The sequence below is a fragment of the Pseudoalteromonas sp. HF66 genome (assembly GCF_011806445.1).
Classification (GTDB): Bacteria; Pseudomonadota; Gammaproteobacteria; order Enterobacterales; family Alteromonadaceae; genus Pseudoalteromonas; species Pseudoalteromonas apostichopi.
The window spans coordinates 1-24796 of record NZ_JAATOU010000005.1; the positions used below are offsets into that span (position 1 = coordinate 1).

At 40.9% G+C, this 24796-nt stretch carries 23 protein-coding genes and 1 tRNA gene; 14 read left to right on the forward strand and 10 right to left on the reverse strand.

The annotated features are described in order from the left end of the window. Nucleotide 1: 1 nt before the first annotated feature. Nucleotides 2-75 (reverse strand) — tRNA-Pro (locus HCZ11_RS06805). A gap of 341 nt (nt 76-416) precedes the next feature. On the opposite strand from HCZ11_RS06805, the gene folD reads away from it, so the two are divergent. Continuing rightward, nucleotides 417-1271: a bifunctional methylenetetrahydrofolate dehydrogenase/methenyltetrahydrofolate cyclohydrolase FolD gene (folD, locus tag HCZ11_RS06810; RefSeq protein WP_130050991.1), complete on the forward strand. Its 855-nt coding sequence runs from the start codon at nt 417-419 to the stop codon at nt 1269-1271. 47 nt (nt 1272-1318) lie between these two features. On the opposite strand, the gene HCZ11_RS06815 is transcribed toward folD, so the two are convergent. Continuing rightward, entirely contained in the window at nt 1319-2203 is an 885-nt protein-coding gene (locus HCZ11_RS06815; RefSeq protein WP_167657985.1) for a DMT family transporter, read from the reverse strand. Nucleotides 2204-2337: 134 nt separating this feature from the next. Further along, nucleotides 2338-3717, reverse strand: coding sequence for a cysteine--tRNA ligase (gene cysS / locus HCZ11_RS06820; RefSeq protein ID WP_167657986.1), 1380 nt, complete (start codon nt 3715-3717; stop codon nt 2338-2340). A 152-nt stretch (nt 3718-3869) separates the two neighbouring features. Here cysS and HCZ11_RS06825 point away from each other — a divergent pair, with 152 nt between their 5' ends. Genes HCZ11_RS06825 through HCZ11_RS06835 form a run of 3 tightly spaced genes read left to right on the forward strand, consistent with a single transcriptional unit; the run spans nt 3870 to nt 5997 of the window. Beyond that, entirely contained in the window at nt 3870-4361 is a 492-nt protein-coding gene (locus HCZ11_RS06825) for a peptidylprolyl isomerase (protein WP_062569843.1), read from the forward strand. A gap of 54 nt (nt 4362-4415) precedes the next feature. Further along, nucleotides 4416-5162: a UDP-2,3-diacylglucosamine diphosphatase gene (locus HCZ11_RS06830; RefSeq protein WP_167657987.1), complete on the forward strand. Its 747-nt coding sequence runs from the start codon at nt 4416-4418 to the stop codon at nt 5160-5162. Between the two features lie 49 nt (nt 5163-5211). Next, nucleotides 5212-5997, forward strand: a complete 786-nt coding sequence (locus HCZ11_RS06835; protein WP_167657988.1) for an ABC transporter substrate-binding protein — start codon at nt 5212-5214, stop codon at nt 5995-5997. Here HCZ11_RS06835 and HCZ11_RS06840 read toward each other — a convergent pair. The 3 genes from HCZ11_RS06840 to miaE all read right to left on the reverse strand — a co-directional run bounded on the left by HCZ11_RS06840 (nt 5990) and on the right by miaE (nt 11115). Next, a complete protein-coding gene (locus tag HCZ11_RS06840) occupies nt 5990-7891 on the reverse strand; it encodes a sensor histidine kinase (protein ID WP_167657989.1) in 1902 nt (633 codons plus the stop codon). The two genes, HCZ11_RS06835 and HCZ11_RS06840, sit on opposite strands and share 8 nt — an antisense overlap. Before the next feature lie 5 nt (nt 7892-7896). Continuing rightward, nucleotides 7897-10119, reverse strand: a complete 2223-nt coding sequence (locus HCZ11_RS06845) for an EAL domain-containing protein (RefSeq protein ID WP_167657990.1) — start codon at nt 10117-10119, stop codon at nt 7897-7899. A 237-nt stretch (nt 10120-10356) separates the two neighbouring features. Further along, nucleotides 10357-11115: a tRNA isopentenyl-2-thiomethyl-A-37 hydroxylase MiaE gene (gene miaE / locus HCZ11_RS06850; RefSeq protein WP_167658126.1), complete on the reverse strand. Its 759-nt coding sequence runs from the start codon at nt 11113-11115 to the stop codon at nt 10357-10359. 230 nt (nt 11116-11345) lie between these two features. Between miaE and HCZ11_RS06855 the strand changes: the two genes are divergently transcribed. Then, entirely contained in the window at nt 11346-11945 is a 600-nt protein-coding gene (locus HCZ11_RS06855) for a Yip1 family protein (protein WP_130050971.1), read from the forward strand. A gap of 55 nt (nt 11946-12000) precedes the next feature. On the opposite strand, the gene HCZ11_RS06860 is transcribed toward HCZ11_RS06855, so the two are convergent. Then, nucleotides 12001-12873 carry a mechanosensitive ion channel family protein gene (locus tag HCZ11_RS06860; RefSeq protein WP_167657991.1) on the reverse strand — a complete coding sequence of 291 codons (873 nt, stop codon included), beginning with the start codon at nt 12871-12873 and terminating at the stop codon, nt 12001-12003. Between the two features lie 197 nt (nt 12874-13070). Here HCZ11_RS06860 and HCZ11_RS06865 point away from each other — a divergent pair, with 197 nt between their 5' ends. The 5 genes from HCZ11_RS06865 to HCZ11_RS06885 all read left to right on the forward strand — a co-directional run bounded on the left by HCZ11_RS06865 (nt 13071) and on the right by HCZ11_RS06885 (nt 18665). Next, nucleotides 13071-13280, forward strand: coding sequence for a hypothetical protein (locus HCZ11_RS06865; protein WP_054561957.1), 210 nt, complete (start codon nt 13071-13073; stop codon nt 13278-13280). Nucleotides 13281-13497: 217 nt separating this feature from the next. Beyond that, nucleotides 13498-15636, forward strand: coding sequence for a M3 family metallopeptidase (locus HCZ11_RS06870; protein ID WP_167657992.1), 2139 nt, complete (start codon nt 13498-13500; stop codon nt 15634-15636). 89 nt (nt 15637-15725) lie between these two features. Then, nucleotides 15726-16583, forward strand: coding sequence for a carboxylate/amino acid/amine transporter (locus HCZ11_RS06875; protein ID WP_130050968.1), 858 nt, complete (start codon nt 15726-15728; stop codon nt 16581-16583). A 35-nt stretch (nt 16584-16618) separates the two neighbouring features. Next, nucleotides 16619-17842 carry a glycerophosphodiester phosphodiesterase family protein gene (locus HCZ11_RS06880; protein WP_167657993.1) on the forward strand — a complete coding sequence of 408 codons (1224 nt, stop codon included), beginning with the start codon at nt 16619-16621 and terminating at the stop codon, nt 17840-17842. An 85-nt stretch (nt 17843-17927) separates the two neighbouring features. After that, the gene (locus HCZ11_RS06885) at nt 17928-18665 is read left to right on the forward strand and encodes a dienelactone hydrolase family protein (protein ID WP_167657994.1); all 738 of its coding nucleotides are present in this window, start codon (nt 17928-17930) and stop codon (nt 18663-18665) included. Here HCZ11_RS06885 and HCZ11_RS06890 read toward each other — a convergent pair. Then, complete coding sequence (locus HCZ11_RS06890; RefSeq protein ID WP_167657995.1) at nt 18662-19573, reverse strand: LysR family transcriptional regulator; 912 nt, start codon at nt 19571-19573, stop codon at nt 18662-18664. The two genes, HCZ11_RS06885 and HCZ11_RS06890, sit on opposite strands and share 4 nt — an antisense overlap. Before the next feature lie 134 nt (nt 19574-19707). Between HCZ11_RS06890 and HCZ11_RS06895 the strand changes: the two genes are divergently transcribed. Further along, nucleotides 19708-20394 carry a type 1 glutamine amidotransferase domain-containing protein gene (locus HCZ11_RS06895; RefSeq protein ID WP_167657996.1) on the forward strand — a complete coding sequence of 229 codons (687 nt, stop codon included), beginning with the start codon at nt 19708-19710 and terminating at the stop codon, nt 20392-20394. Between the two features lie 98 nt (nt 20395-20492). After that, nucleotides 20493-21083: a rhomboid family intramembrane serine protease gene (locus HCZ11_RS06900; protein WP_167657997.1), complete on the forward strand. Its 591-nt coding sequence runs from the start codon at nt 20493-20495 to the stop codon at nt 21081-21083. An 18-nt stretch (nt 21084-21101) separates the two neighbouring features. Here the strand turns inward: HCZ11_RS06900 and HCZ11_RS06905 are convergent, their stop codons facing one another. Together HCZ11_RS06905 and HCZ11_RS06910 are read right to left on the reverse strand one after the other, a co-directional pair. Continuing rightward, nucleotides 21102-22121, reverse strand: coding sequence for an endonuclease/exonuclease/phosphatase family protein (locus tag HCZ11_RS06905; protein WP_167657998.1), 1020 nt, complete (start codon nt 22119-22121; stop codon nt 21102-21104). An 8-nt stretch (nt 22122-22129) separates the two neighbouring features. Beyond that, complete coding sequence (locus HCZ11_RS06910; RefSeq protein ID WP_130050961.1) at nt 22130-22504, reverse strand: STAS/SEC14 domain-containing protein; 375 nt, start codon at nt 22502-22504, stop codon at nt 22130-22132. A 111-nt stretch (nt 22505-22615) separates the two neighbouring features. Between HCZ11_RS06910 and yghU the strand changes: the two genes are divergently transcribed. Then, nucleotides 22616-23455, forward strand: coding sequence for a glutathione-dependent disulfide-bond oxidoreductase (gene yghU / locus HCZ11_RS06915; RefSeq protein ID WP_130050960.1), 840 nt, complete (start codon nt 22616-22618; stop codon nt 23453-23455). Nucleotides 23456-23491: 36 nt separating this feature from the next. Continuing rightward, nucleotides 23492-24790 carry an MFS transporter gene (locus tag HCZ11_RS06920; RefSeq protein ID WP_167657999.1) on the forward strand — a complete coding sequence of 433 codons (1299 nt, stop codon included), beginning with the start codon at nt 23492-23494 and terminating at the stop codon, nt 24788-24790. Nucleotides 24791-24796: the final 6 nt, after the last annotated feature.

Below are 24796 nucleotides of genomic sequence, written 5' to 3' on the forward strand. Positions count from 1 at the left end.
GTCGGCGATGCAGGATTTGAACCTGCGACCCCTTGGACCCAAACCAAGTGCGCTACCAAACTGCGCTAATCGCCGATGCTTACTATTGTTTGCGAGTTACCTCGTTAACAACGGGGTGCATAATAGTGATTTGACCGAGTTAGGTCAAACATTTTTTTAAGAAAATAATTCAATCGGTCACTTTTAGTTCATAATGGTTAAATATTGCAAATATAAGCTAAAATTTGAACTCTTTTTTATAAAGTAGCGCTTTATATAAGATTGCATCTTGGCGCTATGATGCTTTTCTGCGAAAATACGCAATATAAATAAATATGATCAAACAAACATGATTTGTGTATCCACGCCCCCTTCATTGGATAATCATATTTAGATGTATCAGTATCAAGTTAACTAACCCCAATTAAAGGTCACCCATGACGGCAAACATCATCGATGGTAAGGCAATAGCTAAACAAGTACGCAGCAATGTAGCAGAGCGAGTTGCAGAGCGTGTAGCGAATGGATTACGCGCTCCAGGACTAGCAGTTGTGTTAGTTGGTCAAGATCCGGCTAGCCAAGTGTATGTTGGTTCTAAACGTAAAGCATGTGAAGAAGTCGGCTTTATATCTAAGTCTTACGATTTACCTGGCGACACGACTGAGCAAGACTTACTTGCATTAATAGATCAACTAAACGAAGACAAAGAAGTAGACGGTATATTAGTACAATTGCCTTTACCGCAAGGTCTTGATGCTGAAAAAATTCTTGAGCGCATCACACCACATAAAGATGTTGATGGGTTTCACCCTTATAACATTGGTCGCTTAGCTCAGCGTATGCCGGCACTTCGTCCATGTACTCCAAAGGGGATTATTACCCTACTCGACTCTACCGGTGTTCGCTACAAAGGTATGCATGCAGTCGTTGTTGGTGCGTCTAACATTGTTGGTCGCCCTATGTCACTTGAGCTATTACTTGCTGGCTGTACAACCACGGTATGTCATAAGTTTACTCAAGATTTAGAAACGCATGTTCGCCGCGCTGATTTATTAGTTGTTGCGGTTGGTAAACCTGAGTTCATTCCGGGTGATTGGATTAAAGAAGGTGCTATCGTAATCGATGTGGGCATTAACCGTCTTGAATCTGGCAAGCTTGTTGGTGATGTTGAATACGATATTGCTGAACAAAAAGCACATTTCATTACACCAGTACCTGGTGGTGTTGGCCCGATGACAGTGGCAAGCTTAATCGAAAACACGCTTGAAGCTTGTGAAAATTATCACAGCTAAGAAAAATTACTTTAGTAAAAGGGCTGCCAATTGGCAGCCCTTTTTTATTAGCTTGTTTGTTGCTTTAACAATCTTAGCTTTAACATCTGAGGTAGCACTGAAAATATGATCATCAAAAACATCAGTAGGTATTGCCAGTCTTGATACTGTTCGTTTATGAGCACAACAGCACACACTATTCCCGCTATTGGGTTGGCAATGGTGCCAAATGAAAACTCAGCTACACTCATGCGCCCTAATAACCAAACATACAGAGTATAGGCAATGGCTGTATTGGGAACGATTAACCAAAATAGCGCAGTATATTGAAGCGCTGAAATAGGCTCAAATACTACTTGGTATTGCTCTGGGTTTAGCACACTTCCATCAATAAAAGCAGCAAGCAATAATAGGCTGCCTCCAATGATTAATTGCCAAGTAAGTACGACCCACCAATGTATATGCACAGACAAGCTTTGTACTAAGGTACTACCAATTACAATAGTAAGTAAGGCACCAAATAAAGCCGCAACTCCTAATACATTCAATGCCACATAAGCGGGATCAAATAATAGCCATGCAAGCACGACCAATGCCATAGCGCAGAATGCTTGAACTTTTGCTGGGCGCTGCCCTTTAGCAAGCCATGCATATAATAAAGCGACAACAGGCACTGAAACCATTCCCACACCTGCAATTGCTGCTGGAAGGTTGACTGCCATAATAAAAATAAAGGCAAAAAACAGCGCTATATTCACAGCACCTAAAGTCAGTAAACTGGGCCACTGCGAACGAGTCGGCAAACTAGGCTTAAGCAATAAAAGTAATAATCCTGCAGGTAAAGCACGCAATGCGCCTAATAAAAGTGGCGGCCAATCAGGTGTGGCATATTTGGTCACTGCATAGGTGGTGCCCCATAAGAAGGCGGGGATCATGGCAAGTATAATATTCAAAGTCTGTCCTTGTTAATACGAAGAGATGCCAATGTAAAACCTCAAGCAAAGTTGAGGTCAATAGCTATACCATCTAAAAACAAAAAAGGTTGCCACGTTGGCAACCTTTTGATGGGTAATGTCTCAATTGAGGCTTATGCTTTACGCCATGTTGTTTTACCAGCAGAATCTTCTAGTACAACACCAAGCGCATTAAGAGCATCGCGCGCTTCATCAGCAGCCGCCCAATCCTTGCTAGCACGGGCTTCATTACGTTTTGCAATTAACGCTTCGATGTGTGCAACTTCGTCATCAGCTTGACCACCTTGTAAAAAGGCTTCTGGATCTTGTTGTGCCACACCTAGTACCTCTGCAACACTGCGCAATACATAAGCAAGTTTTCCTGCTTGCTCTGCATCGCTATCTTTCACACGATTTAGCTCTTTTGCTAATTCAAATAACACTGGTAGCGCTTCTGGTGTGTTAAAGTCATCATCCATCGCTTTTCTGAATTTAGCCACATATTCATTGCTGGCTAAATCACACTCAATTGGTGCTACGCCACGCAGTGCAGTGTAAATTCGCTCAAGAGAAGAGCGCGCTTGCTCAAGGTTTTCTTGTGAATAGTTAAGCTGACTACGGTAGTGGCCTGAAATTAAGAAGTAACGAACTGACTCAGCATCGTACTCTTTTAATACGTCACGTACGGTAAAGAAGTTGTTTAATGACTTAGACATCTTCTCTTTATTAACCTGAACCATACCTGTGTGGATCCACGTATTTACGTACTTGCCGTTATTTGCACAGCATGACTGAGCAATTTCGTTTTCATGGTGCGGGAACTGTAAATCTGAACCTCCACCATGAATATCAAAGTGTTCGCCTAAGTGCTTAGAGCTCATTGCCGAGCATTCAATATGCCAACCAGGACGACCCTCACCCCAAGGAGATGACCATGAAGGCTCACCTGGCTTAGCTTTTTTCCAAAGCACGAAATCAAGTGGGTCTTGCTTATCTTGAGCAACTTCAACACGTGACCCTGCTTGTAGCATAGTTAGGTCTTGTTGTGACAAAGCACCATATTGCTCAAATGTAGAAACATCAAACAATACATCACCATCTGCAGCAACATAGGCATGGCCTTTAGCAATTAAACGCTCAACCATAGCGATGATTTCATCCATATGGTTTGTCACTGTTGGCTCAACATCAGGACGCAGCATATTTAAGCTGTCGAAATCTTCATGCATCGCTTTAGTCATACGAGTCGTTAAATCATTAATTGACTCGCCATTTTCGTTAGCACGCTTAATGATTTTATCGTCAACATCGGTGATGTTACGTACATATTTTAAATCGTAGCCAATGTGACGTAGGTAACGAACAATCACGTCAAAACCTACAAAAGTGCGAGCATGACCGATGTGACAGTAATCATAAATAGTGATACCACACACGTACATGTCGATTTTGCCATCAACAAGGGGTTTAAACTGCTCTTTTTGTCGCGTAAGTGTGTTGTAAATTTGTACCATTTATAAAATGTCCTTAACGGTGTTTCGAGATTCTCTATGGTAACACTTGCAAAGCCGCCGCTCTAGCGCTTTATCAACTGAATAAGCACTTTGTTAATCCAAGGCAACTACTATAAAATAGCCCCATTATTAAACCAGATATAGGAAACCTCATGGTTGTACTACACACAAACTTTGGTGACATCACTATCAAGATGCACGAAAGCGATGCACCAAACACAGTTAAAAACTTCTTAGAGTATGCAAACTCTGGCTTTTACAACGGTACTATCTTCCACCGTGTAATTGATGGTTTCATGGTACAAGGCGGTGGTTTTGAGCCAGGTATGGTGCAAAAAGAAGTGAACAACCCTATCGAAAATGAAGCAAATAATGGCCTTGCTAATAAAGTAGGTACATTAGCAATGGCACGTACGCCGGATCCACATTCAGCGACTGCGCAGTTCTTCATTAACGTTAACGACAACGACTTCTTAAACTTCAGCAGTGAAACATCACAAGGCTGGGGCTACTGCGTGTTTGCAGAAGTTGTTGAAGGTATGGACGTGGTTAACAAAATTAAAGGTGTTGCTACAGGTAGCGCTGGTTTCCACCAAGACGTACCTCTTGAAGATGTAATCATCGAAAAAGTAACGGTTAGCTAATTTAATCGTTTAGTCATTTTAAGCGGGCCATTGCCCGCTTTTTTGCGAGTAACCATGAAACAAAGTTATTTTATTGCCGATCTCCATTTAACAGAAAACCGCCCAGACATTACTGCGGCATTTTTTAATTTTCTTGATAGTAAGATTATTAATGATGACGTTGATGCGCTGTATATTTTGGGTGACTTTTTTGAAGTATGGGTCGGTGATGACTATCAAACTGAGCTTTCAAAGATTGTTGCCGCACGTTTACGCCAAGTAAGCAAAAGTGGTACTGAGGTGTTTTTTATTCATGGCAACCGCGATTTCATAATGCGCGAAGACTATGCAAAAAGCGCGAGTATGACTTTATTACCTGAGCAGGTTGTTATTGATCTATACGGGACGCCCACAGTTATCCTGCACGGTGATGAAATGTGTACTCAAGATGTTGAGTACCAAAAGTTTCGTAAAAAAAGTCGTGGTTGGTGGTGGCCAAAATTAATGCTCGCTATGCCGCTTTGGTATCGCAAGAAAATTGCCCGCAACGCCCGAGAAAAATCAAAACAAAGCCAAGCTGGCAAAGCGTTAGAAATTCTAGATGTTACTGAGGATGCGGTATTAGCCATGTTCGAAAAACATCAAGTTACGAATATGATCCACGGTCATACCCACCGCCCAAATGTGCACCATTATAATCTAGCCGATAAAACTTTGACGCGCACCGTCTTAGGTGACTGGTATGAGCAAGGTTCATATTTAAGAGTTACGCCCGAGCAACAAAAACTAGTCCACACTCCCTTTAAATCGCTGACATTTTAACTATGCTTTAACTATTATTGTAAAAAACGCATTATCTATGATTAGTCGGTTGAGCCTTTTTTTTTGCTGTTTACTATTTAGTTTTTCAATCAATTGTCAAACTTGGCAATTGGTAACAGAGCCTTATCCTCCTTATTTTATTGATAACTCAAGTAAGCCTGGCTGGCTTCACGAAGTTATAATTGCAGCGCTTAAAACCCAAAAACAAAAAGCCACCATTGAACACACCCATTGGGCTCGGGCATTAAAACTCGCAAAGCGCCATAAACGAGTAGCGGTGCTGGGGGCATTTTATACCGAGCAACGTGCAAGAAATTTTACATATTCGCAATCCTTGGCAACTGCACATACCGTTTTATTCAAGCGTGTTGATAACAAAGTAACCTACACAGGTTCACTATATTCATTAAAGCCTTATACAATTAGTAAAGGTGAAGACTATGTAGTTAGTGAAGAGTTTGAACATCACCCAGAATTGAGTGTGACAACAACAGGAAGCTTAATTGAAAGCTTATTATTATTGAAGCATGGTCGTGTTGATTTAGTAGCAGGCACTAAAGAAGTTGCCTTGTATTGGCTCGAGAATAGCGAACGCTTAAAGCAAGCAAAGCCAACAGAGTTAGAAATAATCACTCCTTACCTTGCAACTCAACAATTGCATGTAATCACCGAAAAAAAACACCCTCAAGGGGAGCTTTTTCAACAAAGTTTATATTTAGGCCTAAAAGCGATTATGGCGTCTGGTAAACTTTTAGAGATACTGGAGCGATATGAGCTGAATGAAAGTGAAATGAGTCATATTACGCAACTATACGAGCAAGCCTACTCTAACTAATCGTGCTCTTCTGCACGATTGGCAAAGTGATTTTAAACTTCGTTGCTATACCCTCAGGTAAGTCAGTATTTGCAACTAGCTGGATTTTTCCGTTTAGAACACTCGTAACCCACTCATGTACAAGGTACAAACCTAACCCTGTGTGGCCATGCTTTCGAGATGTTGTAACAAAGGGATCAAATAAGTTGCTACGTAATGAGTCATCAATACCACAGCCATTATCAGAAATAGTAATACAAACGTCACCTTGTTGATTTAAATAAACATGTAATTGAATCAGTTTGTCATCAAGCTCGTTAAAAGCGTGAGAAACTGCATTAACGATTAAACTCTCGATAACCTGCGAGATAACTCCAGGACGACTCGTGATATCTTTTTTGACATCGATGTAAGTTTCTATTGTTACTTGTGAGGCTTTAAAGCGAGACTTTAAACCAAGTAATAGATCACTGATGACTTTTTCGATATTAAAACTAACGAGCTGATCATTTGAGCGGTCATGTGCCATTTCCTTAAAGCTTTTAACATGAGAGATAGCTTTATCTAAATTAACCCTTGATATCAATAGGTTGTCGTCAATTTTTTCAACGCTAGACTCTAAGAACTGCTTAGTGAAGCCTTCATCTATTTTATCTTTGAGTTGTTGATTAATTAATTGCGCATTCGATAATGAAATTGCAGCACCACCGAGTGGCGTATTCATTTCATGAGCTACACCTGCCACCATTAAACCAAGTGATGACAACCTTTGCGCTTCAATAAGCTCACCTTGTAATTGATGTTGCTGCTTTATATAACGTTGTAATTTGGTATTGGCAGCTAACAGTTCTTGCTGCTCTTGCTCTAGGTGTGATCTGGCTTTTATAATTTTACGCTGATCTCGATAACTACGTTTCAGATACAAACCAGAAATTGATATTAAGGTAACAGCACAAGCTAACGCTATAATAAAAGATCGTAAAATAATCTCGTTTTGCACCGAATCATCAGCCTCTACTAGGACAACAATATCGTTTGTGCCAGCTGCGTTTTTATTGCCTAAATTCATTTTTAAAAAGCTAGTTGCATGACTATGTGATGCAATAAGCTCCTGAGATTTAGGCAGCTGGGTAATTGCTTGCCATAATTGGCTATCTTCATTACCTAATGTCAGCATTGATTTTTCTCGCATGAACCCCCACTCTTTTTCTTTCTGAGGGTGTAATAACCAATAACCTTCACCATTAATTAATTGTATTTGTGCTTGTAAGGTACTGAGTGACTTTATTTGCTGTAAGGTTTTCGATAAGTCAAAGTTGACAACCACTAGCCCATCTAATACAAAGTTATCGCTTGTGGTTCGATAAGATGCTCGCAATGTCGGCTCATGGGGTGTAACAACAGCCCCGCGCTCTACATTTAAATCTATTGGGGAGATATAAACTTCACCCTGACTGTGCTCCATTCCCTCGGTAAAATAATAACGGCTACTTTTATTTTGTAACTGTTGTTTTGGTACTAGCTCTGCTTGCCCTGTTTTAAAGTTAACCCGAACCTTTTCTTGGCCTTTTCTATCTAACCAACGTATTTGCGAAATGTTTTCTGCTGCTAAACCAAAGTTCACAAAATGGATTTGTATCTGTTCCTCAAGTAATGCGATTTCATCACTTTGCTTTAATATGTCATCGGCTACCAGCAACTGAACCACTTTACGTACATCACCAAGCTCACGGCTTAAGGTGTTGTGAGCGGCAAGTAAGGTGTTATCTTGCAAAAGCGTGACACTACTTTTTTGTATTTGATATTGAATTACATAAACCATCAAGCTTAATAATAAGCTAACAGCAGCCATGACCATAAATTTAAAAATCAGACTCTTTTTCAGTGACTTATATTGGCTTGTTACTTCTACCATACTAGTTATTTAGACCTGCCCTTTAGCCATTGCAATGCATCATCATAAAACATGGGTTTTGCATAATAGTAGCCCTGCCCTATGTTACACCCAGCTTCAATAAGCCAGTTATGCTCGGCTTCTGTTTCAATGCCCTCTGCCGTTACTTCAAAGCCAAATTTATCTGCCAACAACATAATCATTTCGATAATGTGTTGGTTGGATTTTGACTCTTGGATGTTAGTCACAAAACAGCGATCTATTTTTATTATTTGCGCAGGTATTTCACTAATATGGGCAAGCGACGAATAGCCAGTACCAAAATCATCAATACTAATTTTTATACCTAACCCCGCAAAACGACATAAGCATGCGTTAATTTTTTCATAGTCAAAAATCGCTTGAGTCTCTGTTACTTCAAGCTCTAATAACGAAGGCGATATATCATACTCTTCAATGCGTGCGGCAATCTCAACAAAGTAATCATCGGCTAACAAATCAAACGTAGATGCATTAAACGCAATTGGCAGGCTAATGCCCTGCTCTGCAAATTGCTTAATCGTTTGCATTATCTTATCGAAAATAAGCTTATCCAACTCACTAATAAGTCCCGCAGTTTCGGCAAGTTCGATAAACTCATCGGGCCTAACAAATGTTCCATCGTCTCTTTGCCATCGCGCCAGTGCTTCAAAACCAACCACTTCATTTGTGGTTAAATTAACCTTGGGTTGTAGCGCTACTTGGAGCTCTTTGCTACGAATTGCGGTGCGCAACTCTTGCATCAATTCATAGCGCCGTGTAATAGCTTTAGTATTGTCTAATGTATAATAAAGAAGTTCAGCTCTCTGTGTGTTTTCTTCGTTAAGGGTGGATTCTGCAAGGTTAAAAATTTGCTCAGCATTATGTTGTTCAAAGGCGATTAGTTGCATAACTAAAATACGCACATCTAAAAACTGCCTTACTCCATCAATTTCAAAAGATTGACGTTTTAAAGAGTCAACAATACTCTCATCTTCAAATGCATGACTTGAAACTAAAACACCTAAACTATCACTTTTAAATACGGCAATACGAGGGTGATACGGCGCCAATGCTTGCAAAATATTCTCGAGCATTTTGAGATGTGTTTTTTTACAAAATTCATGACCAAACCGAAAAGACTTTTCGTCAAACTGGAGTATCTCAAATACCACTAGCTGAGTTTCAGACTGTTCGTATTTGTTCATATTATCGATTTCGCGCTGTAACCAGTTTCTATTGGGTATATTTAGCGTTATGTCGGTATATGCAAGCTCAGTAAGGCGGTTCATCAGTGCGATATTCGAAAAGCCCGTACTGACATTTTCACTAAAAACTTTGAGTAAAAATACATTATGCTCATCAATTGGCGTATCTGATTTTACAATCGTGATGTAGAAGCTAATATCAACATCACTGGTATCAAAGTAAAAAACACTATAATGCTCAGAGAAAACGTGTTCTTTTTTTTCTCTGGCTAAAATATAGGATTGTTGTGCTTCTTCACTGAGCAAATCTGTGCTGAGGTCTTTACCATCAAGCCCCCTAAAGCAGCCGATACTAGTAAGAACTTTAGGATGTTTATCAAAGTGCTTTTCATTACCAACACATAACACGCCGCCTCCCTTAGATAGGTGCAAAATTTTACCTATCTCATCTAGCACCGCATGGGAAAACGCACGTATATCGTGTTTACTATTAATGCTTCTTGCTGCATCGAGTACTAGCTGAAGCCCTTGTTTAGCATTTGAGATTTGCGAAATGTATTGATAAGTACGAAGGTGGCTACTAACGATAGATTTAAGCTTATCTACCGTCATGTCTGACTTATTCCAATACTCGTCGATGTCAAGCGATTGCATGACTTGTGGTTCAGGGGCAAAGCTTGGCTGCCCTGTTAATAGCACTATGCGTATATCGTTGTTACCTAATACATGGCGAATGGTATTCACAAGCCGTAGGCCTGAATCATCTTCTTCCATCACCACATCAAGAAATACAATAGCGATGTCTTTATGTCGGGATAATACAGATGATGCCTCTGACACTGAATTCGCGGTCAGTACCTCCAGTGACTGATTGTCATCGAAAGATATAGCATTAAAACTATTTAATAATGCTTGTTGATAGTTTAGGTCGTCTTCAACCGTTAATATTTTCCATTTTTTTTGAGTATGCGTTTGTTCAGAAGCACTCTCTTTAAACTCGAAAAACTCATTAGAATCACGCATAACGTCTCCTTTTGACAACTTATGATTCTATTTTACGAACATTAATAGATATCTAGGTCAAACGTAGTACAAAATATTTAAAGGTACAAATATTTCCCTGAAGATAAAAATAAGTAAGTCTCGGAAAAGTAATAAAAATTATAAACTACGACAAGGATAAGGCTTAATTATTAAGAAAACGGATTGTATAAGGTAGGATGAAGCAAAAGAGCGCCAAGAAAGCGCTCTTGGTTATTTTTACGCAGGCACACCGCTATGGAACTTAAAATCTTCATCTGGGGTTGAAATAAGATCGGCTTCAAGCTGACCAAAAAATTCAACACGCTCTGTAATATCAAATTCACTGATTTCTTGAGCAAGGGTTAAATAGTCTTGGTAATGGCGGGCTTCAGAGCGCAGTAGTGAAATATAAAAATCACCTAAACGCTTATCTACATGTGGCGCTAATTTAGCAAAGCGCTCACATGAGCGGGCTTCGATATAGGCACCAATAATTAACTTATCAACTAAAGCATCTGGCTCGTAAGTTTTTACATGGCGCAGCATACCTTTTGCATAACGACATGGGGTAATACTTTTATATTCAACACCGTACTCATCCATGATCTCAAGTACTTGATAAAAGTGATGCAGCTCTTCTTTAATCAACATAACCATTTTATCGATGAGGTCTTGCCCATAAGGTGAGTTCGATTTTGGAATCATTGATTTAGTTAGCTTGTTTTTATCTGCAAGCTCACGCCAATCCCCTTCTCGCTTATAAATAAGCGTCTCAAATGGTTTTAGCCACTCAAGTAAAGCGTCACTACTTTGCTTATCAACCGCGTACTTACGAATTAAAAACATCGCACTTTGCGCGGCCTTTAATTCACAAATTAAGTGGTCAATTAGAACTATATCTAAGTTTTCTTTTTTAGTTGCCGCAGCAATCCACTCATCGGGTGTTTCACACTTTAGAAAAGAATGAATGGGTGCTAACAAATCAGAATAAGGCACAGAATAACTTCTCATCAAAAATCTTGGTTTGATTTTACCACATAAATAAGTCCGCATTCCATGACCCACATCAGTGCAAAGTAATTTTCTATATGCACTAAAGAGTTACATTTAATCGACTATTTCGTCTATTTCAGCTTCTTGACAAGACTTAATTACTGAACCATAACTTAATCAAAGCTGTACAAAAATAAAACAGCTCATATTCCTTTTTTACAGGGGCAATAATTATGATTCTAAACCACTTATGGGGCTTGTACGCTCACCCACTCGAAGAATGGCAGACAATTGATAACCGTCACGAAAGCTTGCGCTATAGCTTATCGCATATATTATTAATTGCCTGTATCCCTTCTATTATGGGCTACTATTCATCAGTTTATTTGGGCTGGAGTATCGGTTCAGGTGAGGCAGTATACCTCACCCATGATAGTGCATTACTTATCGCAGTTGCGATGTACTTTGCACTGATTGCGGGCGTTTTTGCTCTTGCTTATTTAGCACATTGGATGGCTGTGACCTTTGGTGCAAAACCTACGTTTACACAAACTCTAGAGCTTGCAGCTTACACAGCAACGCCGGTGTTTATGTCTTCATTTGCCGCATTTTTACCTGAGCTATGGTTTGTGGTATGTGTTGGTCTTGTTGCTTTAGCTTACTCTGTTTACTTGCTTTACACTGGAGTGCCAATTTTAATGCACATTCCTGAAGAGCGAGGCTTCATTTATGCCAGTTCAGTAGTCACTTGTGGGCTAATATTACTGGTAATTATTTTAGCTGCGACGGCTATTTTATGGACTAACGGAATTGTCCACCCTATGTTTACTTAGTTTCATTGTTACTATTCATTCTTTCGATAACAAAAAAGCGGCTGAGCCGCTTTTTTTATTTTTGGCTGTTGCGTCTCGTTAACGCTATCTCGCCATCGATATGAATATCTCTCTGAGGGAAAGCAATGGTAATGTTATTTTCTGCAAATAGTTTATAAATGCTAAAACGCAGCTCACTTCGCACTTGACGAAGCGGCGCTTCTGATTCAGCACACACCCAGAAAATAGCGCTAAAGGTTAGAGAACTATCGGCAAAGTCATCAAATAACACTGACGATGCTGGCGTTTTTAAAATAGCTGGATGCTCATCAAGAATTTGTTTCATTAGCTTCTCAACCAACACAACATCTGAACCATAAGCAACACCAACGTTCACAAAAGAACGTGCATTACGGTCAATCAATGTCCAGTTTGTCACCGTGTTCTCTAATAAGTGACTATTTGGTACAAGCATATGCACGCCATCATTACGGCGGATACGAGTTGAACGAGTATTAATTGTCTCGACGACTCCTTTTGCATTGCCCACTTCTAAAAAGTCGCCAATACGGATTGGTCGTTCCCACATTAGTATCCAACCACTGATAAAATTGTTGATAATGTTTTGCGCACCAAATCCGACGCCTATTGCAATTGCACCAGAAACAAATGCAAAAGCTGTTAGAGGAATATTAAGTACTTCCAGCGAAGTAAAAACGAGAACGGCTATGGTAACGACCAGGTAAATGCGGGTGAATAGATGAACCGTGTCAGGACCTAAGTTTTTTGCCAGTAACGCTTTTTTAATTAATCGACCAATCCAGGTGACCACAAACCACATTAAAAACAGCGCCAAAGGGACTTGAATTACTTTAAGCACAGTAATTTGCACATCATTGTAGGTGAACAAAACAAACGATAGTGCAGATTGCAGATCAGCAAGGGTCATAAATTAACATTCCTAGTAAAAATCAGTTTGGTTCAGTTGTGACTAAGTTTAGCACGGCATAATAGGTGAAAACTTGGTAAATACTAAGTTCTTTATGCGCAATATGCGCTAATTATTAACTATTTTAGTCTACAGCTGCTATATACATAGAGAGAGCTTGAGGTTTCACAGGCTTTGAATAGCACGAGGAGAGCACAATGTCACAAATGACACTCACACAAAAACTTGCCACTTTACAACCTTTGGTTGATCTAAACTTATTTGAATCAAGTTTAGAGTACCGTAACCGCATCTTAAACTTACTTGCTGAGCAAGAGCACTCACTGAATTTAATAAACAAAGAGTTTGGCAACGCCATGCCAGAAAGCTTTGGCTCAGAGAAAAAGTTTGTGTTGGGTTACAACTAACCTATGGTGATGTATTACCAACAAGATTTAAATTGGCAGCTAGTGCCACTTTTTACTTAAGTGAGCCATTAATAAACAATTGATGGCTTTTTACACACCTTTATCCCTTCATTGTCATTATTTGCGTTCAAATTCCCCAATAAAACGACAAACTTGATTGTTTCTAGCCAAAAATTTGATAAGTTAGAAAAGATTTATCCACATTTTTGGAGCTCTCATGCGTAAGACCTTAGTAGCAACTACAATTGCTAGTGTGTTTTTATTATCTGCTTGTAGTTCACAGCAAGCTGACACTCAAACTCAAGTTGAAACTGCCGCTGAAACACAAACAGCCAATGTTGCAAACGTTCTTTTCAAGCCAAGCCCTTTACAATACATGGCCCCTGAGTTTGATAAAATTTCAACCAAAGATTACGAGCCAGCGTTTGAAGCAGGCATCGCACAGCAAAAAGCTGAAATTGCAAAGATTGCAAACAACCCAGAGCCTGCAACATTCGAAAATACCCTTGTTGCAATGGAGTTTTCTGGTGAGTTATTAGACCGTACTTCTGCGGCATTCTTTAACTTATCAGGTTTAATCTCTGACAGTGAGTACCAACGTATCGCCGCGAAAATGGCGCCGATTATGTCAGCTCACACTGATGACATTTACTTAAACAAAGCTTTATTTGCTCGCGTACAAAGCATTTACGACAACAAAGCATCTTTAAATGCTGAAGATCAACGCCTTGTTGATTACTACTACAAAAAGTTCGTTAACGCGGGTGCAAAACTAACTGAAGCTGAAAAAGCAAAAATGCGTGAAATCAATGCAGAACTTGCCAAGCTTTCAACTGAGTTTTCACAAAACATCTTAAAATCATTCAAAGAAGATGTAATTTTAGTTAAAGATAAAAGTGAATTAGCAGGTTTATCTGAAGGTGAAATCGCAAGCCTAGCTGCCGCTGCAAAAAAAGCAGGTAAAGAAGGTTACATGATCACCCTTGTGAACACGACTCGCCAACCTATCTTACAAAGCCTTGAAAACCGTAAGTTACGTGAAAAGATTTGGACTACCTCTTCAACGCGCGCCCAAGCAACAAACGGCCCTATCATCATTAAAGAAACTAAGCTACGTGCGGAAAAAGCCGCATTACTTGGTTATAAAGATTGGGCTTCGTATGTAATGACTAATCGTATGGCGCAAACAACTGAAAATGTTTACGGCATTCTTGATGACTTAGCACCGAAAGCGGTTGCTAAAGCAGAAGCAGAAGCAGAGCAAATCCAACAAGTTATCAAAAAGTCAGGTGAAACTTTTGCACTACAGCCTTGGGACTGGGCGTTTTACGCTGAAAAAGTTCGCCAAGAGAAGTACGACTTAGACCCAGCTTTAGTTAAGCCTTACTTTGAAATGCAGTCAGTGATCCACGACGGCCTATTTTTTGCGATGAATAAACTTTACGGTATTACCTTTAAAGAGCGTAAAGACCTACCTGTTTATCACGAAGACGTAATGGTGTTTGAAGTATTTAACGAAGATGGCAGCGCTATCGGCCTATTCTACATGGACCCTTATGCACGTGAAGGTAAACGTGGTGGTGCGTGGATGAGTGCCTATGTTAGCCAAAGCGGTCTAAAAGACACCATGCCTGTGATCTACAATGCACAGAATATTCCTAAGCCAGCTGAAGGTCAGCCAACATTGATGACTTTCTCTGAAGTAACTACGATGTTCCATGAGTTTGGTCATGCTGCACATGGTCTATTCTCTAATGTAAAATACCCAAGTTTAGCGGGCACAGCAACAGCACGCGATTTCGTTGAATTCCCTTCACAAGCAAATGAAGACTGGAATATTGAACCCACAGTACTTGCAAACTATGCCAAGCACTACAAAACAGGTGAACCGATTCCAAAAGCGTTACTTGCAAAAGTACTAGAATCACAAAAGTTCAACCAAGGCTTCGATACAACTGAATATTTAGCCGCGGCACTACTTGATATGGAATGGCACTCATTTGGTGTTGATGCTGACATTACAGACGTACAAAAGTTTGAACATGATGCGTTAGACAAGCACGGTATTGCTTACTACCCGGTACCACCTCGTTATAAGTCTTGCTACTTTAGCCACACATTTGCCGGCGGTTACTCTGCAGGGTACTACGCTTATCTTTGGACTGAAGTGTTCGCAGCTGATGCGTTTGCACACATGACTGAAGAAGGTGGTTTAACACGTGAAAACGGTGATAATTTCCGTAAAGAGATTTTATCAAAAGGTAACAGCCGCGACTTAATGCAAAGCTACATTGAGTTCCGTGGTCAAAAACCAACAACAGATGCGTTATTAAAGCGTCGAGGTTTGGTTGAATAACCTAAAATTATTCGCAAAATGATGAAAGCCCGCAATTAACGCGGGCTTTTTGTTATAGTGCAATTTTTAAAATTACAAATTAATCAAACATGACCTACTTATTTGCTGTTACCCTGCTTTGGGCCTTTTCGTTTAGTCTTATTGGCGTTTATTTAGCAGGCCAAGTGGATGCATGGTTTAGTGTGTTAATGCGAATTGGCTTGGCAACTTGCGTATTTTTACCATTTTTACAATGGCGTAAGACCCCTAAGGCCCTAGCACTCAAGCTCATGGCAATAGGCGCGGTACAACTTGGTGTGATGTACAGCTTCTACTACCATTCGTTTTTGTACCTCAGTGTGCCCGAGGTACTGCTATTCACGGTAATGACGCCACTTTACATCACTTTGTTAAACGATTTGCTTGAAAAGCGTTTTAATGCCAAGTTTTTATTCGCCGCAATGCTAGCTATTTTGGGCGCCGTCGCTATTCGTTACGAAGGGGTTGATGAGAACTACCTCATTGGTATGTTAATGGTGCAGGCAGCCAATATTTGCTTTGCTACCGGGCAAGTAACCTACAAACGTTTAATGCAAGATGAGCAATTACCTCACTCTCGGGTGTTTGCTTGGTTCTTTATTGGCGCGTTAATTGTCGCACTGATTTGTTACGGTTTATTTGGCAATACTAGTAAGCTACCCACCACAACGACGCAATGGGGCGTGTTAATTTACTTAGGCACGATTGCTTCAGGGCTTGGTTATTTCGCGTGGAATAAGGGCGCGACTATTGTCAATGTAGGTGCCTTGGCTGTAATGAATAACCTACTGATCCCAGCTGGGATCATCGTTAACATTGTGATTTGGAATCGTGATGCCGATATCATCAAGCTTGCCATCGGCGCAGCGATTATCTTATTAGCACTTATTATAAATCAGAAACTTAATAAAACTGCCACGCAGACATGATAGGCTAAACTCTATTCGATTAGAGGAATGCTGATATGCGCGCACTGGTTTTATGTTGTTTAGTTTTCGTTATTCAAGGCTGTAAGAGTCTGCCTGTGGAGCAGGCTGTTCAAGTTGGCGCGCGGCCTTATTATTTAATCGACAATATGGCAGATGGGCCCTTAAAGCAGCAACTTGCGACATGTGGCAATGGCCCTTTTTACAAAACTGACTTTGTAATTGGTCATCGCGGCGCACCCATGCAGTTTCCTGAGCATAGTAAAGAGTCATATTTAGCCGCTGCGAGAATGGGCGCTGGCGTACTTGAATGTGACGTTGCCTTTACTAAAGACAAACAACTCGTGTGCCGTCATTCACAGTGTGATTTACACACCACTACCAACATTTTAGCGATTCCTGAGCTGGCAGCAAAATGCAGCCAACCTTTTACCCCGGCCAAAGACGGCCAACCAGCTCAGGCTAAATGCTGCACCAGCGATATCACTGAAGCTGAATTTTTAACCTTAAAAGCTAAAATGGATGGCTCCAACCCAAATGCCAAAACGGTCGCAGAGTATTTGCAAGGAACACCAAACTGGCGCACTGATTTATACGCAAACAGTGGTACCGTAATGACCCACCAGCAAAGTATTGAGTTATTCAAATCACTGGGTGTAAAAATGACACCCGAGCTAAAAAGCCCAGAAGTCAGCATGCCATTTAACGGTTTTAGCCAGCAAGATTATGCACAAAAAATGCTTGATGAGTATCAGGCCTTAGGGGTGAATAGCCAAGATGTTTATCCACAATCATTTAACCTTGAAGATGTGAAGTATTGGCTAAACAATCATCCAGAATTTGCAAACAACAGTATTTACCTTGATGGCCGAGATGAGCAAGCACACTTTGATGCCATGGATGAAACAACTTGGCAGCCTTCAATGCAGACTCTATATAACGACGGAATACGCATTATCGCACCACCAATGTGGATGCTTTTGAGCCTTGATGAATCAGGTAAAATCGTGCCCTCGCTTTATGCAATTAAAGCTAAACAAGCCGGGCTGAACATTATTACATGGAGTTTGGAGCGCTCTGGGCCATTAAATAATGGCGGTGGTTATTATTATCAGTCGATTGCCAGCGTAATTAAACAAGATGGGCAAATGATGAATGTGATAGATGTTCTTGCTAAGCAAGTGGGTGTGATGGCTATTTTCTCAGACTGGCCTGCTACTCTCACTTATTACGCAAGCTGTATGCAGTACCCTGCTAGCTGAGCATCAATAAATTTCAAGGGCTTTTGCTCGTCCAAAAGGTGGGGCTGAGGTATTATTAACTAAACCGTTTTTTACAAGGATTAACATGATTATTCAGCACCATAGCCACGACATAGCGACTAAAACAGGCGCAATGCGCACCAGTATTTATCGCCCTGTAGAAGAAGGTAAATACCCGTGTGTTATTTTCTATTCTGAGATTTTCCAAGAAACAGCACCGATTGCGCGCTCTGCGGCAATACTTGCTGGTCATGGTTTTGTTGTGTTAGTGCCAGAAGTTTTTCATGAGTTAAATCCTATTGGGACGGTACTCGCCTATGATGATGCAGGTAAAGATAAAGGCAACGCCGACAAATGGGCTAAGCCTCTTGAGAGTCATGACTCAGATACTGAAGCTTTAATTGCATTTGCGGCTCAGCAAGATTACTGCACGGGAAATGTTGGTGCTATGGGCGTATGTATTGGTGGTCACCTTGCGTACCGTGCTGCTTTAAACCCAAATATCAAGGCCGCTTTTTGTTTATATGCGACAGATATACACAGCGATACCTTACCAGCACAAAAGGGGAATAACTCATTTGAGCGCATGGCAGATATCCAAGGTGAGATTCACTTTATTTGGGGCAAGCAAGATCCACATGTACCAAAGGAAGGCCGCCTTAAAATTTACCAACAAGCTGTTGCAACAGGAATTAATTACCAGTGGCAAGAAGTTAACGCACAACATGCCTTTATGCGTGATGAAGGTGAGCGATACGATCCAGCTCTTGCAATAACTATGTATCAACAAGCCGTTGCTTTATTTAATCGAACGCTTATTTAAACCGTCAGTGTGGCAACTTGATTAGTAAAATAATCCTTTAGGTAATCTAATAATACACGCAATTTTTTGCTTCCCGCTGCTCCTGGCGGGAACACCCCATAAAGCTCAATATCAGCAGTCTTGTAATCATCTAATATTGTGCGTAGTAATCCCGCTTTGATCCTTGGCAATGCATCATAAACAGGGATCTTCGCTAAACCATGCCCAGCTTCAACAAAGGCAGTTCGCGCAGCAGCGTTATTTGTACTTATGCCACCACTAACAGCCACCTCAAAGCGGCGTTTATCTTTTTCGAGCGTGACAACAGCACTACTTGGTTGATACACCACCCATGTATGCTCTGCTAAATCGGCAATGCTCTTTGGTATAGGGTATTTTGTAAAGTAATCGACTGAGCCGCATAAGCAGGTCGCCATACTTGCTAGTTTAGTCGCTTGTAAGTTTGAGCTTTCAAGGGCTACGCCTCTAATCGCTAAGTCATAGCCCTCTTTGATGATATCAACCACATCGTCACTGAGCTGTAAATCGATATCAATTTTCGGATACAAACACCTAAACTGAGCAAGTGCAGGTACCACAAGCTGCAAACCAACATTTACCGGACAACTTAGCTTAATAACCCCAACCGGTTCACTCTTTAAGTTCTCAAGATGTAAGTTAGCAGCCTCAGCGTGCTCGGTGATAGCCTGACAACGTTCATAATAAGCTATACCCGCTTCGGTAAGGGTCATGGTACGCGTTGAGCGATTAAGTAACGTAAGCTTTAGTTGTTGCTCTAATTTCTTTAAGTGGTAGCTGACAACAGCCCTTGATAAACCTAGTTGTTGAGCTGCTTTAGTTAAGCTGCCTTGCTGCACAATATGGGCAAACACCACCATGCTTTTTAATTGCTCGAACGATACTTTCATACAGACTCCTAATCTAACCTGAATCATTGTATCAATTATTAAACCAATGAAGTCAAATTTATCTGCGTTGTTTAACTCTATTTTCGCCCCTATAGTGTTATTAACGATATTTAATAAGCAAAAAGGGATTCACTATGTCAGCTAAGAAAATTTTAATGGTACTTACTTCTCATGATGAGCTTGGCGATACCGGCCATAAAACAGGCTTTTGGGTGGAAGAGTTTGCAGCCCCCTACTACGCCTTTATTGATGCCGGGGCAGAGGTAACTTTAGCATCTGTTAAAGGTGGCCAACCACCAGTTGATCCAAATAGCGCAGCGCCTGATGCTGCAACTGATGCGACTAAACGCTTTGAACAAGACAGCGCAGCACAAACATTAATGGCAAATACTAAACCATTAAATGAAGTAAAAGCCGGTGATTTTGATGCCGTTTTCTACCCAGGTGGCCACGGCCCTTTATGGGATTTAGTTGATAACCAAGATTCGATTAACTTAATTGAGCAATTTCTTAACTCAGACAAGCCAGTGGGTGCCGTGTGTCACGCCAGTGCAGTACTGCTTAATGCGAAAAATTCAGCTGGTAAATCTGTAGTATTTGATAAAAAAGTCACAGGCTTTAGTAACTCTGAAGAAGATGCCGTACAGCTTACCAATGTCGTACCATTATTGGTTGAAGATGAGCTCAAAAAGCAAGGCGGGCAATATCAAAAAACCGATGATTGGGGTGTACTAGCCATTGAAGATGGCCTTTTAATCACAGGGCAAAACCCAGCAAGTTCTGAGCTTGCTGCGAAAAAACTGCTTACCAAATTAGGTTAGCCCTAAACCTTAGGTAAATACCTTGTACGTCAAGGTGTTTACCTTCACTTTTAATAAGTTATACTCATTCGGTCAAATTGATTTAAGAGCTTCTCATCATGACTGAAAAAAAAGTTGCCAAACTTCCTCCTATCAGTAGTAAGCGATTCGCAATTTTAGGCATTATGCTTGTGTCCCTTGTACTGCAAATAATTAATAGCCTACCCGGCATAAACTTAAACGGTTTAGGTATTTTGCCACGACAAATGTCAGGCCTATCAGGGGTGTTTTTTGCGCCATTTTTACATGGTGGTTGGGCACATCTTTTCAGTAATCTAGTGCCATTTGCTATTCTCGGGTGGCTAGTTTGCCAATTTAGCGTTAAACGTTTCTGGCTGGTGTTTGCCGGTACAGCAATTATTGGCGGTTTATTAGTTTGGCTATTTGGTCGCAGCAATATTCATGTTGGACTAAGTGGTGTTATTTACGGTTTATGGGGCTACTTAATTTGCTATGGCATTATGCACCGCTCATTCAAAGCCATTTTAATTAGTATTGCGGTTGTAGTGTTATACAGCGGCCTGATTTGGGGTGTCTTCCCGCAGCGCATTCATATTTCATTCGAAAGCCATTTATTCGGCGCAATTAGCGGCGCATTCATCGGTTATATTATGGCAAAGCGTGATAAACAAAAGTACCCTAAGCTTTAAACTGAAAGCTGAGAGCTTCTAGTCTCGCAACTTCATTGTCACCATCACGACACCATGATCCGTACTCTGATCATCATAGGCAAACTGGGGGTTGATTAAATGCTGATCATAGGTGTGATAATCAAATACCTCAAAAAAGCTGCCCTGAAATCCGGCATCAAACTCACGGGATAACAGAATATAATCAAATACTGAGCTGCTACTGCCAAAATAGTGGGTGGCTTCTCTATCGTTCTCGGTGACAACATGGCGCTGATAGAGTTGCCAACTATCTTGTAGTTTGAACTCTGAACGAGATGGGCTATTTTGCCTATGACCGCTAAAACGAAGGTGGTCAGCGATTAAATGGTTAAGCACACCATCGTGTAACTCATTATTAAAGTCCCCCATCACAATCACAGGGTTATTGGTGTGCGCTCTGCGCTTAATAATTTCAACGAGTAACAGCGCTGCTTCACTGCCACGCTGCATACTTGATGCCCAGCGCCCAAGGGCTTGCGATTTTAACTGCATAACTAAGTTTTGCTGTTCGCTGTGGCTTTCATCATCTTGGTGATGGAGCATGCTGCGCTTTGATTTAAAGTGCACCACATAGCAATCGACCTGTCCTAAGTGAGGTACCTCAAGTGTTGCGCGAATAATGCTGCGGCTAAAGTTAAAACGAGCACTCAAGCCCATAGCTAAAACATCGTCTTGTTCTGCCTCAACCTGACTTACATCAACAATTTTATACCGCGAGGCAATGGCAACGACCGGATCGCGATAAATAAAGTCATCAATCACAGTCGGTTCATCAACTACCGCAAAATAGGGATAACCTTGTGCGTTAACTTGCTGTTTAAGTTCATTAATACTGAACACTTCTTGAAAGCCAATAATATCTGGCTGCTGGTTTTTAAGGTAATCGGCCAACCAGCGCTGCTTTTTAGCCCATTGCTCAGCGCTATAAATTCGCTGAAAATCATAAAATGCGTCAGGTGGCGCTAAATAATTATATAAATTAAACGTCGCGACCTTTAATTGATAGTTTTCTATCACACAATTCCTTATTCGTCTAACCACTGTGTGGCAATAATTGGATCTTCAAAATATTTCACTTCGCCACTAATAAACCAGTTGCCCACTTTACTTGCCACTTGTTGCCAGTTTTTGTTGCCAAGCACTGCAATACGGCAAAATTCTTTGTTGTGTTTAAGCCCCAATTTGAAGTCATCCCAAGCGGCTTGCAACTCCCAGCCTTCTAGTTCAGTAATATCAACATAGGCTCTTATTTTTGCACCTGGGACTGCGGCTACTGCATTATCAATGAGAGGGGTGAGGGTTTTGTAATCGTCGTGCGTTAACTTACCCACCACTTTAATAGTGAGATAAAAAGTCGTACCTGTTCGCTCAAGCCCTATAGCTAAACCATGCTTTTTCATGTCATCCTCCTTATTATTCATAATTAATAACTGTACTTCCCTTGATCTATCTGATCAACTAGGATGGTAGTCTCGTAATGACATTCATTAAAGCACAATTTAGGAGTTTCAATGAGTAATACCGACAGTTATACGCCACCTAAAGTGTGGCAATGGGATGCAGAAAACGGTGGTGAATGGGCGAAGACGAATCGTCCGGTCTCAGGTGCGACCCACGAGCAAGACTTGCCCGTTGGTAAACATGATCTTCAACTCTACTCTCTTGCGACACCGAATGGCCAAAAAGTGACTATCATGCTCGAAGAGCTATTAGAGCTTGGTATTGATGAAGCCGACTACGATGCATTTTTAATTAAAATTGGCGATGGTGATCAATTCTCTTCAGGGTTTGTGAGTGTTAACCCTAATTCAAAAATTCCAGCCTTAATGGATCACAGTACTACACCCGTTACGCGCGTGTTTGAGTCAGGCGCAATTTTACAATACCTGGCAGAAAAGTTTGATTCTCTAATACCAAGCGATCATGCCAGTAAAACAGAATGTCGTAATTGGTTATTTTGGCAAATGGGTTCTGCCCCCTATTTAGGCGGTGGCTTCGGTCACTTTTATAGTTACGCGCCTTTCAAAATGCAGTACCCGATAGATCGCTTTACTATGGAAGTTAAACGCCAGTTAGATGTACTAAACCGTCATTTGAGCGACCATGACTACATGGCAGGTAGCGAATATTCGATTGCTGATATAGCGATTTGGCCTTGGTATGGCAATTTAGTGCTTGGTAACCTATATGATGCAGCTGAGTTCTTAGATGTTGAGTCATACAGCCATGTTCTTCGCTGGGCGAAACAAATTGAGCGTCGCCCTGCGGTAAAACGTGGTCGCAGAGTCAATAAAACATGGGGTGATGAAACTGAGCAACTAGCTGAGCGTCACTCTAAGGATGATTTTTAAGGGCTTTACTAGCCCTTTTTTATAACTTTAAACCACATGAATAAACTCAGCAAAGAAGACATTTACCAACGCCTCAGTAACACTGAAGATGCCCGTGCTTGTAAGGCAATTGATGAAGCAGCTTGTAAGGTAGTACCCGGCAATTTTATTACCTTATTAGTTAGCCAGCTATTCAGTAAATTTGCCGATGCTCTATTAAACCCAAAAGTAACCCTGCCCTGGCTTTTACAAAGCATTAATGTACCAACTAGTTTTATAGCATGGCTTGTGCCTATCCGTGAGTCTGGTTCAATGCTGCCACAACTGGCAATTGCAAGTTTAATTCGTCAGCTATCGGTCAGAAAGTGGGTGTGGGTGATTGGTGCGATTGTGCAAGCTTTATGTATTGTTGGCATGCTAGTTTGTGCTTTGACCTTACAAGGCGCAAGTGCTGGTTTTGCTATCATTGCTATTTTGATTGTCTTTAGCCTCGCTCGCGGCTTTAACTCGATTGCCGCAAAAGATGTACTGGGCAAGGTTATTCCTAAACAACAACGCGGCAGCATTAGTGGTCTTGCTGCCAGTTTTGCCGGGTTTGCGACGCTCACCTTTGGTCTTGGTCTGTGGTACCTACAAAGCCTTGGCTATGAAAATGGGGTTTATGTCGCATTAATGTTGGCTGCTTTGATGTGGTTGTTTGCAGCACTCAGTTATAGTCGTATTCAAGAATACAAAGGCGCAACCGAAGGCGCTGAAAACGGCTTATTACATGCCTTATCAAAATTAAAACTGCTTTATCAAGATAAGCAATTTGCACATTTTATTGTCACGCGAGCATTGTTGTTATGCTCTGCTTTGAGTGCACCTTTTTATATTGTCCTTGCCAGTGAACAAGCTTTCGACTTTTCATTGCTTGCTACGTTTATGGCACTTTCTGGGCTTGCCAGTTTAGTCTCTGCGCCTATTTGGGGTCGACTAAGTGATTTATCGAGCCGTAAAGTATTAATGTTTGCTGCTATGCTTGTTACTGTTAATGGCTTCGCGGTGTATTTAGTTGCTTATTTCAGCCCACAAACGCTCAATGAGTTCTGGCTATTACCACTATGTTATTTTTTACTCACAGTAGCTCATCAAGGGGTTCGACTTGGGCGTAAAACCTACCTTGTTGATATGGCTGAAGGTAACAAGCGTACTGACTATGTTTCCGTCAGTAATACGGTGATTGGGGTTATATTATTATTACTGGGTAGTGTCGGCTTACTAAATAGCTATTTAACAACTGCTGAGTTGATTTTTTTCTACAGTATCTTAGGCTTAGTTGGTGCTATCAGTGCGTGGTTTTTGCCTGATGTCTAGATCCTG